Source organism: Pseudomonas mandelii (genome assembly GCF_002251635.1).
Classification (GTDB): domain Bacteria; phylum Pseudomonadota; class Gammaproteobacteria; order Pseudomonadales; family Pseudomonadaceae; genus Aquipseudomonas; species Aquipseudomonas mandelii_B.
This window is the reverse complement of sequence record NZ_NMOJ01000217.1, coordinates 1-11,652: the sequence shown is the minus strand read 5'-3', so window position 1 is coordinate 11,652 and position 11,652 is coordinate 1. Positions and strand designations below refer to the sequence as shown.

Sequence of the window (11,652 nt, the reverse complement as noted above, 5' to 3'; positions counted from 1 at the left end):
TTATGGAACCGGCTCCCTCAAAGACGGCCTAATATGCGTTATCAATTGCCCCCGCGTCGAATCAGCATGAAGCATCTGTTCCCCAGCACCGCCCTCGCTTTTTTCATTGGTCTCGGCTTCGCGTCGATGTCGACCAATACGTTCGCAGCCAATAGCTGGGACAATCTTCAGCCTGATCGCGATGAGGTGATTGCCAGCCTTAACGTTGTCGAGTTGCTAAAGCGCCATCACTACAGCAAGCCGCCGCTGGACGACGCTCGCTCGGTGATCATCTATGACAGCTACCTCAAGCTGCTGGACCCGTCGCGCAGCTACTTCCTGGCCAGCGATATCGCTGAGTTCGACAAGTGGAAGACTCAGTTCGACGACTTCCTCAAGAGTGGCGACCTGCAGCCAGCGTTCACCATCTACAAGCGTTACCTGGACCGCGTCAAAGCGCGTCTGGACTTCGCCTTGGGTGAGCTGAACAAGGGCGTCGACAAGCTCGACTTCACCACCAAGGAAACCTTGCTGATCGATCGCAAGGACGCCCCTTGGCTCAAGTCCACCGCAGAACTCGACGACCTGTGGCGCAAACGCGTCAAGGACGAAGTCTTGCGGCAGAAGATCGCGGGCAAGGATTCCAAACAGATTCAGGAAACNNTGACCAAGCGCTACAAGAANCAGTTGGCGCGCCTGGACCAGACCCGTGCCGAAGACATCTTCCAGGCCTACATCAACACCTTCGCCATGTCCTACGACCCGCACACCAACTATCTGTCGCCGGATAACGCGGAAAACTTCGACATCAACATGAGCCTGTCCCTCGAGGGCATCGGCGCCGTGTTGCAGAGCGATAACGATCAGGTGAAAGTCGTGCGCCTGGTACCGGCAGGTCCTGCCGACAAGACCAAGCAGGTCGCCCCGGCGGACAAGATCATCGGCGTGGCCCAGGCCGACAAAGAGATGGTCGATGTGGTCGGCTGGCGCCTGGACGAAGTGGTCAAGCTGATCCGTGGGCCGAAAGGCAGCGTGGTGCGCCTGGAAGTGATTCCGCACACCAATGCGCCGAACGACCAGACCAGCAAGATCGTGTCCATCACCCGTGAAGCGGTGAAGCTCGAAGACCAGGCTGTGCAGAAGCAAGTCCTCAACCTGAAACAGGATGGCAAGGACTACAAGCTCGGCGTCATCGAGATCCCGGCGTTCTACCTGGACTTCAAGGCGTTCCGCGCCGGTGACCCGGACTACAAGAGCACCACCCGCGACGTTAAGAAAATCCTGACAGAGCTGCAGAAGGAAAAAGTCGACGGCGTGGTCATCGACCTGCGCAACAACGGCGGCGGCTCCCTGCAGGAAGCCACCGAGCTGACCAGCCTGTTTATCGACAAAGGCCCGACCGTGTTGGTACGCAACGCTGACGGCCGTGTCGACGTGCTCGAAGACGAGAACCCGGGCGCGTTCTACAAAGGTCCGATGGCGTTGCTGGTCAACCGCCTCTCGGCCTCGGCTTCGGAGATTTTCGCCGGCGCCATGCAGGACTACCACCGCGCGTTGATCGTCGGCGGCCAGACCTTCGGTAAAGGCACCGTGCAGACCATTCAGCCGCTGAACCATGGCGAACTGAAGCTGACCATTGCCAAGTTCTACCGGGTTTCCGGGCAGAGCACCCAGCATCAGGGCGTACTGCCGGATGTTGATTTCCCGTCGATCATCGACACCAAGGAAATCGGCGAAAGCGCGCTGCCCGAAGCGATGCCGTGGGACACCATCCGCGCGGCCATCAAGCCGGCGGTCGACCCGTTCAAACCTTACATCGCGCAGCTCAAATCCGAGCATGACTTGCGTTCGACCAAGGATGCGGAGTTCGTGTTCATCCGCGACAAGCTGGCCCTGGCCCAGAAGCTGATGGCGGAAAAAACCGTCAGCCTCAATGAAGCCGATCGTCGTGCGCANCACACCGACATCGAGAATCAGCAGCTTGTGCTGGAAAACGCCCGCCGCAAGGCCAAGGGCGAAGACCCGCTCAAAGAGCTGAAGAAAGAAGATGAGGATGCCCTGCCGACCGAGCCTGAAAAAACCAAGCCAGAAGACGATGCCTACTTGAGCGAGACCGGGCGGATTCTGTTGGACTACCTGAAACTCAACACCGCGGTCGCCAAGCACTAAAATGATGGCAATTTAATGCTGACGCTCCCCGGAGCGTCATCAAACAGTCATCATTCTGTCGTGAAATAAAGGACTGGGAGCTCATGGCTCCCAGTCCTTTTTTTATCGCCAGAGATCGCCATGACCACCACTGAACAGCTGAGTGCCTTGAGTTCCATTCTGGCTCAAAGCGGTTTGCACAGCCTGTTCCAACCGATCATTTGCCTGTCCGAGCGGCGCATCCTCGGCTACGAAGCCCTCAGCCGTGGCCCGTCCAATAGCCCGCTGCACTCCCCCGTCGCCCTGTTCTCGGTAGCCAGCCATGCCGGGCGCCTCAGTGAACTGGAAATCGCCTGCCGTGAAAGCGCATGCCGGCGCTTCAATGAACAACAGCTGCCCGGCAAACTGTTTCTCAACGTCTCTCCTGAATCCCTGCTGGAAGCCGCCCATCAACCGGGTCGGACCCTGCAATTGCTGCAGGACTTCGGCATCCCGCCGAGCCAGGTGGTGATCGAACTCACCGAACAGACCCCGACCGACGATTTCCAGTTGCTGCAAAACGCCCTGCATCACTACCGGGCGATGGGCTTTTCCATTGCGCTGGATGATTTGGGCGCCGGTTATTCGAGTTTGCGCTTGTGGTCTGAACTTCGTCCGGACTACGTGAAGATTGACCGGCATTTCATCGACGGCATCCATCAGGACGCGCTCAAGCGTGAGTTCGTCGGCTCGATCCTGCAAATCGCCAAAGCCTCGCGGGCTCAGGTGATCGCCGAAGGGATCGAACTGCCGGAAGAGCTCGCGGTGCTGACGGAGATGGGCGTCGATCTGGTGCAAGGCTACTTGCTGTGTCGGCCTCAAGAGCATCCACCGCGCGAGGCGCGATCCTTGATGCCAAAACACGACAGCACCGCCGTGGCGCTGAATGACGAAGGCAGCGACCTCAGCGCCTTGCTCAACGACCAACCGGCCGTGGCCCGGGACACACCGACGGCCACGGTGCTGGAAGCCTTCCGCCGCCAGGCCAACCTCAACTCCCTGGCTGTGCTGGATGGGCGCGGCCACCCCGTCGGCATCGTGCACCGGCATTCCTTGTCGGACGCGCTGCTCAAGCCGTTCGCCACTGACCTGTTCGCGCGCAAGCCCATCAGCCGCTTGATGAGCGATGACTTTCTGGCGGTGGAGTTGAGCCAATCCCTGCAGCAAGTCAGCCGCTTGTTGACCAGCCGCGCACGCCAGCGAATNGAAGAAGACTTCATCATCACCCTCAACGGCGGCTATCTGGGATTGGGCCGGGTGATCGATGTGCTGAAGTTGATTACCGAACTGAAAATTCAGCAGGCCCGCTACGCCAACCCGCTGACCCTGTTGCCGGGCAACGTGCCCATCCAGCAATGCCTGACGCGGCTGTTGCAACAGGAGCGGGAATCGGTGATCTGCTACGTCGACATCGACAGTTTCAAACCCTTCAATGACATCTACGGCTACGGCCGTGGGGATGAAGTCCTGCTGTGCCTGGCGCAATGCCTGAACGATCGCGTCGATCCGGCCCGCGACTTCGTCGGCCATATCGGCGGCGATGACTTTCTGCTGGTGCTCGGCCCGGAAGACTGGCGCAAACGTTTGAACCAGTTGCTGGACGACTTCCAGAGCCAGTGCCGACGCTTCTACCGCAGCGAACACCTGGAAGCCGGCTGCTTTATTGCACCGAATCGCCAGGGTGTGCGCCAGGAATTNGCNTTGCTGTCGCTGTCGATCGGCGTGGTGCATTTGTATCCACAGGCCTGTGGACAACTGGATGCCAGCCAGTTGGCGGAGATGGCATCGCAGGCCAAGCATCACGCGAAGAACGTGGCGGGGTATAGCGTGTATGTGATTGATAGTTTGGTGGTGCCGGTGCGAGAGGAGGAATGGCTGCTAGGGCATCGCTGATTGAACTGACGCTATCGCGAGCAAGCTCGCTCCCACAGGTTTTTGTGTCGTTCGCAATTATTGTGAACGACACCAAACCCTGTGGGAGCGAGCTTGCTCGCGATGAGGCCAGAACATACACCTAAAATCCCCAATTATTGTGAACGACACCAAACCCTGTGGGAGCGAGCTTGCTCGCGATGAGGCCAGAACATACACCTAAAATCCCTGGTACTAATCCGCTTCTGACCGCGCGCCCAACCGCCGCCCAACCACATCCAGCACATCACAGCCATCACGCAACGGAATGGCGCAGAGCAACGCGAAGTCGCTGAGAATCATGGAATCGCACTCAATCGAACCGCGCATGGACAGGTTCTCCAGCACTTGGGTGACGGCTCGGATTCGGTAGCGGGCAGCGTCGGTCAAAATATCGAGCGGCGCGTGGGTGTCGACGAACAAGGTCGGCATGTCGCTGCAGTTGCTGGTCAGCGCCATGAAGCGGTTGTCGGGATGAGGCGTTAGAGGGGTGTAAGGCGGATCTGGCGTAAGTGTTTTCATTATTGAAACCTCTGGTAGTAATGGGCGCTACCATCGGCCTTCCTACAGGCTTGGGTGGCAGCTATACGCGGGGTAGGAATATCGAGACCAGAGAACTCGACCACACCGAAGCGTGCCCGCGCACAGCCGCCGCAACTGATCTTACGGACGCATGTCGATGGCCGCAATTCAGGTGTCGACGCCGAAGCGTCCTCTCTAGTCTTGAAGGGTTCCTACACCCTGCCACTGAGTTTTCAGTGACAGCCAGAAGACTATCGATGAGACACGTCGCGCACCAGTTCATGAAAGCCGCCACAACTCGAAGGAAATCTCCGATGGATTTACACAGCAATAAACGCGCAGGACTTTGCGGGGGATCAATCAGGAAAGAAATCAGCAACGGACGATGTTGGTGTAAGGCAATTCTCTAATACGTCGCCACGAATTGCGAACAAATGATGGGGTTACTTCGCAGCATCGCGAGACGCCAGCTCTTTAAGCTTCATCTCAGCCAACGGATGCCCAGCCTGCGCCGCAATCCGCCAAAACCGCGCCGCTTCCACGGGGTCCGGCGCCTTGCTCGGCGTCCCCGCCAAACTGATCACCCCCACCTGATACGCCGCTTTACCATCCCCCGCCAACGCCGCCAGGCGCAGCAATCGAACACCTTCCTCACGAGCCCCAAGGCCGACGCCACGGAAGGTCAGGATGTGGCCATAGAAGCTTTGCGCACCGACGTCACCCAGGTTGGCCATGCGCGCGAACTGGCCTTCGAGCCAGCTCCAGCCGCGGGGCTGTCGCACGAACCACGACCAGTGAAATAACCGGCGGGCCAGCCAGTAACTGGCGCGCGCCTTGAGTTTCAAGAACACTCAGGCCTCCGCCGATTCCGGGTATTCGTATTCAAACACGCGCACCACTTCCGAAGCGTGCCACGAGGCGGCAGCAACGCCGTCGGACGGCCCCGAGAAACGCCCCAGACGCTCGACGCATTCGAAGAAACCGGTGCGCGGCAAGCGACTGGCGCCCTGGCTGATGACCAGAGAGCTGCGCAAGGGCTGCTCGGCCTTGGCGTCCAGCGCGGCCAGATGCTCAAGCGCAGCGGTGAGGGTTTGCATGGCCGGCGTGGGCAACTGCAAACGTTCCAGCAAGGCTCGATAAGTCAGCAGGTGGCGCTGACGGCGGGCCTGATCCAACTCACCCAACAACCCGTCCCAATGTTGACGACTGATGCGTACGCTCACGATTCATCCCTCCACCCTGGCACCGTCAGTTCCCAGGCCAGGCTGCGGCGAATCGCAGCGTCGGGTAGACGCTCGCCACTTTCGATCAGGGCCAGATAAGACGGGCTGATGCCTACCGTGCGGGCCAGCGCCTCAATGGCGATGCCCTTCCCTTCGCGCAAACTGCGTAATTGATCCAGACCCGGAAGAATCTGGTCTGGTGATGGTGCGTGACGCACCGGCGAGTCGGGCGCCGATTGTTCGTTGATGCCTGCTGCTTTCAGTAGAGCCTGATACTGAGCCCACGGCAAAACCGCATATTCGGGCTCGCCTTTGCGTAAAATTATCTGAATATCCATGACTGCCCCGTAGGANAACGACACTTAGCGAGTCGGCACTTTTCCCTAGAAGTGTAATCCTAACAGCGGTCACGGTCGCGGGGGGTATGAATATAAGGACGATCCTCAATCGAATCAGGTTTTTTTCGGGCCTTGAAGCTGAAGTTGCTCAGGTGTATCGGGGAGCCGCTCCACCACCGCAAGCTTCTCCGGCAACTGACGATTGCGCCAGGCACGGAACGCATTGAGTTCATCGTCGAGGACTTTCATCAGCCAGGCCAGCACGGCAATGTCATCGAGCATGCCGAATACCGGGATAAAGTCCGGGATCGCATCAATCGGGCTGAGGAAATACATCAACCCCGCCACCACCGAGATCAGCGCCTTGGGGCTGATCGCCCGGTATTCTCCCCGCCAGTAGGCCAGGCACAGTGCCTGCATCAGGCGCAGATCGTCCTTGAGTTTGCCCAATCGATTGCCCTGGCTGGCCCCTTTGCTGGCGACGGCGAACAGCAGGGTCGGCAAGCGTCCACGGGCAAGCAGGCGTCCGGCGAGTGGCAGGAAACGAGCAAAATTCCAGGGTGCTTTCATCATTCCTCCCGCTGAAATGTTATCCACACAAATTGTGGATAACCTTGTGAACAGAGCTATTTTTCACNGCTGAAAGCCACGGACTACAAGGNNTCAACTCAGATCGGGCGTTTTTTACTCACATAAAAAAACCCAAGATTTCATTGACTTGGAGCGCCGGCGCGGCTAGCACGGCGTCCTCAATGGCTATGACTGCACCGTACAGCATCCGTTCGCTTTGTTTACCCTCGCTGAACGCCAGATGCAACAACGCCCCGCATAAAGCGAGGCGTTGTTCTTGAAGCAGACGCTGATTACTTGGCGGCGTCTTCTTTTGCTGGATCCTTGATCGCCAGCAGTTCCAGGTCGAATACCAGCACCGAGTTGGCTGGAATCGCCGGGCTTGGGCTTTGGGCGCCGTAGGCCAGCTCGCTAGGAATGTACAGCTCGACCTTCTCGCCCACGTGCATCAGTTGCAGGCCTTCGACCCAACCCGGGATCACGCCGCTGACCGGCAGGTCAATCGGGCTACCGCGATCTACGGAGCTGTCAAAGGTAGTGCCGTTGGTGAGCTTGCCGGTGTAGTGAACAGTCACCACGTCGGTCGGCTTAGGCTGAGCGCCATCGGCCTTCTTCACGATCTTGTACTGCAGACCGGAAGCCGTGGTCACTACGCCGTCTTTCTTGGCGTTTTCTTCAAGGAATTTCTTGCCGGCGGTTGCCGACTCCTCGCTCATTTTGGTCATGCGTTCTTCAGCACGCTTCTGCAGTGCGGCAAACGCTTCAACCAGCTCGTCGTCTTTGAGCTTCTGTTCTTTCTTGCCAACGGCATCTTCGATGCCCTGGGCTACTGCTTTGGAGTCCAGGTCATCCATGCCTTCTTGAGCAAGGCTTTTGCCCATGTTCAGGCCGATGCCGTAGGAAGCTTTCTGCGCCGGGGTTTTCAGCTCTACGCTGGTCTGCGAATCACAACCCGCAAGTACCAGGCTAACCAGGGCCACCGCCGCCGCCAACCGATGCTGTTTCATGCTATTTCCTTGTTCGTGCGCCAAAAGGGCATTCGAGTAAAGTCGCGAGCTTATCAGGCGGCCACGACCAATGGCTACCGGCATCTGAGCAGGAAACTTCTGATAAGTTCAGGTGTTTTAACGCATTTCGGGATTGGGATCATGAAGCTTCTGTCATCTTGGGCCCGCAGAGACGGATACCGGAACCCACAGCATCTGGCGTAATGGCCACTTGCCACCCCTCAAGCCCTGAGGCATAAGAGAGCTACAAATCGACAAGGATGTTTATCTTGCGCCTCTTATTCCGTGTGCTGGTGTTGTTCGCTGTGCTGCTGGGGCTGGGCCTGGCCGTGGTGCTGTACTACGTTGCCAACCCGAAGCTGCCGACCTGGTCACCCGCACAACAGGTGCATTACCTCGAACAGTGGAGCGCCGCCGACCGCCAGACTTACTACTTCACCCCCCAGGGCACTCAGGTCAAAGGCTTGCGCTACGACTGGTTCAAGGAACTCGAACTGCCCTTCTCGGAACAACGCTTCGCCGCCCCCGAGTATCTCGCACGCTTTGGTTTTCTGATCGACCCCGACCAGAAGGACACACCGAGCAACCCCGACAACTTGCCCGTGGGGTTTGCCCGCCATCAAAACCCCGGCAGCCAGGACGAATTCCTCGACATCACCTGCGCCGCCTGCCACACCGGTGAATTGCGCTTCAATGGCCAGGCGGTGCGCATCGACGGCGGTTCGGCGCAGCATGTCCTGCCTTCCAGTGTTCCTACAGTACGGGGCGGCAGTTTCGGACAAGCACTTGTCGCCAGTCTGGCCTCGACGTATTACAACCCTTGGAAATTCGAACGTTTCGCCCGCAACGTGTTGGGCGAGGACTACGAAACTCGCCGTCAACAGTTGCGCCAAGACTTCAAAGCCTCCCTCAATACGTTTGTGAAAGTGGCCTGGAACGACACCCATCGCGGGCTCTATCCGACCGAAGAGGGTCCCGGCCGCACCGACGCCTTCGGGCGCATCGCCAATGCCAGCTTCGGCGACGCCATTTCAGCAGAGAATTATCGCGTCGCCAATGCGCCGGTGGACTACCCACACCTGTGGGATATCTGGACCTTCGACTGGGTGCAGTGGAACGGCTCAGCCCAGCAACCCATGGCGCGCAACATCGGCGAAGCGCTGGGCGTCGGTGCCACCCTGAATTTCTTCGACGCCAATGGCCAACCGCTCAAAGGTGACGAGCGCTATCCCTCGAGTGTCCGCTTGCGCGACTTGCACCAGATCGAACAAACCCTGCAACGGCTCAAAGCACCGGCCTGGCCAGAGGAGCTGCTCGGCGCTGTCGACAAACCCCTGGCCGCCAAAGGTCGCGAATTGTTCAGCGAAAACTGCGCCGGCTGCCACGTGCCCCGATCGGTCCAGACCAACGGACGTTGGGTGCAACACCTGAAAATGCTGCCGGTGGACTACATCGGCACAGACCCCGGCGCGGCCAATAACATCGCCGACCATCGCTTCGACCTGAGCGCCTTGCAATGGGACCCGGCGGAGCTGGCGAAACTGGATGTGCAGTTGCAGCCGCCGCCCGCCGAACCGCTGGACATGAGCAAACTCTCGTCAGCCAAAGGCCTGGCCTACGTCACCGCGCTCGTAGGAAACCGCGCTTACCGCGAGGCGAAAATCCCCGAGGCCGAGCGTTCGGACATGGATGGCTTCGGCCTGCCGATTGGCGTGCGTGAATTGCGCGCCTACAAGGCTCGCCCCTTGGCCGGCGTCTGGGCGACGGCGCCGTTTCTGCACAACGGGTCGGTGCCGAGCATCTATCAACTGCTCTCGCCCCAGGATGAACGCGCAACGACCTTCTTCAAAGGCACGTTCGAGTACGACCCCAGGCACCTGGGCTATCGCACCGAGGCCTTTACCAATGGCTTCAAGTTCGACACGCGCATCACCGGCAATCACAACAGCGGCCACGAATTCCGGGCTGGCAAGCTGGGTAACGGCGTCATCGGTCGCCTGCTGCAACCGGAGGAGCGCTGGGCGCTGTTGGAGTATCTGAAAGTGTTGGGCGGCCCGCTGGAGGCACAATTGCCATGAGCAGACTGTGGATGTGGTTTGGTGCCTTCCTCGGCAAAACCCTGTTGTGGTTACTGGGCCTGGGAGTGCTCGGGTGGGCGCTGGCCACGGCGTGGTTTGCCTGGCAGCACCGGGGACCGGTATCCGCTGAAGAACTGATCCCGAACGGCGAAGCGGCGATGACGCAAGACATCATTCAGACGGCGGTGCGTATCGTCGACCAGCATCGCGAAGGCACCCGCTACCTGCGTGATGCGCACGCCAAGGCGCATGGNTGCGTGAAGGCCGAGGTTCAGGTGCTGCCGAATCTGACGGATGAACTGCGTCAGGGCGTGTTCAGCGAACCCGGCAAAACCTGGCAAGCGACGATGCGGCTGTCCAACGGCAATGCCTATCCACAGTTCGACAGTATTCGTGACGCCCGGGGCATGGCGATCAAGTTGCACGACGTGCCCGGTAAACAACTGCTCACCGATCAACAAAGCCGTGGCGAACAGGACTTCGTGATGTTCAGCCACCCGAACTTCTTCGTCAGCGATGTCGCCGAATACCGTCAGAATGTGGCCGCCCAGGCCGATGGCAAGAAGCTGATGGCGTTTTACCCCGGTTGGGATCCGCGCACGTGGCAGATTCGTCATCTGTTTATCGCTTTGGCGACACTCTCCCCAGCGCCGGAAAGTCCGACGCAGACGACGTACTTTTCGGTTTCGCCCTACAAGTTTGGTAACGCCAATGCGAAGTTTCGGGTGACGCCAGACCCTGACAGTTGCCCGGCCTACACGTTGCCGGCGCAGAACCAGAAGCTGCCGAATTTTTTACGTAATGCGCTGAATCAGCAATTGTCGACGGATCGGGTGCCCGCGTGCTTTGTCTTGCAGATCCAGCGGCAGGACGCAGACCAATNCATGCCGATCGAAGACACCAGTATCGAGTGGAAGGAAAAGGACGCGCCGTTCGAAACCGTGGCGCGGATCAAACTGCCCGCCCAGGACTTCGACACGCCGGCGCTGAACGTGCAATGCGATAACCAGTCGTTCAACCCGTGGTTCGGGCTTGAGGCTCATCGACCGATTGGCGGTATCAACCGCCTGCGCAAGGCGGTGTATGAAGCGGTCAGCGATTACCGCCACAGCCGCAACGCCGAGCAATAAAGCCAAATCCCGGACAGCAAAAAGCCCGCATCAAGCGGGCTTTCTGTGTGGTGACCTGGCGTTCAGCGTTCCAGATTACCGAATATGGCGCAGCGGACGGGACTCGAACCCGCGACCCCCGGCGTGACAGGCCGGTATTCTAACCGACTGAACTACCGCTGCGCGTAGCGTTGAAAGTAAGTGGTGGGTGATGACGGGATCGAACCGCCGACATTCTGCTTGTAAGGCAGACGCTCTCCCAGCTGAGCTAATCACCCTTTACCTTCGTTGCGGGGCGCATTGTGCCACAGATTTTCTTAAAGTGTTGATTTAATTGATATTTTTTCAAAAAAATCTGAAAACCGGTGAAACAACACATACCGCAGGAACAACAGACAGAAAAAAACCCGCGTTAGCGGGCTTTTCCGTGGTGACCTGGCGTTCAGTGTTCCAGGTTACCGAATATGGCGCAGCGGACGGGACTCGAACCCGCGACCCCCGGCGTGACAGGCCGGTATTCTAACCGACTGAACTACCGCTGCGCGTAACACTTGAAGCGAATGGTGGGTGATGACGGGATCGAACCGCCGACATTCTGCTTGTAAGGCAGACGCTCTCCCAGCTGAGCTAATCACCCTTCGCTTCGGTGTGGCGCGCATTCTACGGAGCGACCCTAAGTCTGGCAAGCACTTTTTAAAATNTTTTTTTNAGGCCTTCCAATGGCTTAG

Annotated in this window: 10 protein-coding genes and 4 tRNA genes; 4 read left to right on the top strand and 10 right to left on the bottom strand. The window is 58.8% G+C overall.

The genetic code is table 11. The features are described from left to right. Positions 1 to 66 precede the first annotated feature (66 nt). Both B7L09_RS26615 and B7L09_RS26610 read left to right on the top strand, forming a co-directional pair. Entirely contained in the window at positions 67 to 2,148 is a 2,082-nt protein-coding gene (locus tag B7L09_RS26615; protein ID WP_255142705.1) for a carboxy terminal-processing peptidase, read from the top strand. A 120-nt stretch (positions 2,149 to 2,268) separates the two neighbouring features. Then, entirely contained in the window at positions 2,269 to 4,059 is a 1,791-nt protein-coding gene (locus B7L09_RS26610; RefSeq protein WP_094471359.1) for a bifunctional diguanylate cyclase/phosphodiesterase, read from the top strand. A 213-nt stretch (positions 4,060 to 4,272) separates the two neighbouring features. Here B7L09_RS26610 and B7L09_RS26605 read toward each other — a convergent pair whose 3' ends face one another. The 6 genes from B7L09_RS26605 to bamJ all read right to left on the bottom strand — a co-directional run bounded on the left by B7L09_RS26605 (position 4,273) and on the right by bamJ (position 7,737). Further along, positions 4,273 to 4,599, bottom strand: coding sequence for a hypothetical protein (locus B7L09_RS26605; protein ID WP_094471358.1), 327 nt, complete (start codon positions 4,597 to 4,599; stop codon positions 4,273 to 4,275). Positions 4,600 to 5,042: 443 nt separating this feature from the next. Continuing rightward, positions 5,043 to 5,450, bottom strand: a complete 408-nt coding sequence (locus tag B7L09_RS26600) for an SEL1-like repeat protein (RefSeq protein ID WP_094471357.1) — start codon at positions 5,448 to 5,450, stop codon at positions 5,043 to 5,045. Beyond that, positions 5,451 to 5,822, bottom strand: a complete 372-nt coding sequence (locus B7L09_RS26595) for a hypothetical protein (RefSeq protein ID WP_003223109.1) — start codon at positions 5,820 to 5,822, stop codon at positions 5,451 to 5,453. Then, positions 5,819 to 6,160 (bottom strand): helix-turn-helix domain-containing protein, encoded by a 342-nt coding sequence (locus B7L09_RS26590; RefSeq protein ID WP_094471356.1) that lies wholly within the window; start codon positions 6,158 to 6,160, stop codon positions 5,819 to 5,821. Before B7L09_RS26590 ends, B7L09_RS26595 begins: the two co-directional genes overlap by 4 nt. 114 nt (positions 6,161 to 6,274) lie before the next feature. After that, positions 6,275 to 6,730, bottom strand: a complete 456-nt coding sequence (locus B7L09_RS26585; RefSeq protein ID WP_094471355.1) for a YkvA family protein — start codon at positions 6,728 to 6,730, stop codon at positions 6,275 to 6,277. Between the two features lie 293 nt (positions 6,731 to 7,023). Then, positions 7,024 to 7,737 (bottom strand): BamJ family beta-barrel-assembly machinery protein, encoded by a 714-nt coding sequence (gene bamJ / locus B7L09_RS26580; RefSeq protein ID WP_094471354.1) that lies wholly within the window; start codon positions 7,735 to 7,737, stop codon positions 7,024 to 7,026. 269 nt (positions 7,738 to 8,006) lie between these two features. On the opposite strand from bamJ, the gene B7L09_RS26575 reads away from it, so the two are divergent. Beyond that, on the top strand, positions 8,007 to 9,815 hold the full coding sequence (locus B7L09_RS26575) for a di-heme-cytochrome C peroxidase (protein WP_094471361.1): 1,809 nt from the start codon (positions 8,007 to 8,009) through the stop codon (positions 9,813 to 9,815). Continuing rightward, complete coding sequence (locus tag B7L09_RS26570; RefSeq protein ID WP_094471353.1) at positions 9,812 to 10,945, top strand: catalase family protein; 1,134 nt, start codon at positions 9,812 to 9,814, stop codon at positions 10,943 to 10,945. Before B7L09_RS26575 ends, B7L09_RS26570 begins: the two co-directional genes overlap by 4 nt. Before the next feature lie 85 nt (positions 10,946 to 11,030). Here the strand turns inward: B7L09_RS26570 and B7L09_RS26565 are convergent. From B7L09_RS26565 to B7L09_RS26550, 4 genes are all read right to left on the bottom strand, one after another. Then, positions 11,031 to 11,107, bottom strand: a tRNA-Asp gene (locus B7L09_RS26565). Positions 11,108 to 11,126: 19 nt separating this feature from the next. Then, positions 11,127 to 11,202: transfer RNA gene (locus tag B7L09_RS26560), tRNA-Val, on the bottom strand. A 187-nt stretch (positions 11,203 to 11,389) separates the two neighbouring features. Continuing rightward, positions 11,390 to 11,466: transfer RNA gene (locus B7L09_RS26555), tRNA-Asp, on the bottom strand. Between the two features lie 19 nt (positions 11,467 to 11,485). Then, positions 11,486 to 11,561: transfer RNA gene (locus tag B7L09_RS26550), tRNA-Val, on the bottom strand. Positions 11,562 to 11,652 lie beyond the last annotated feature (91 nt).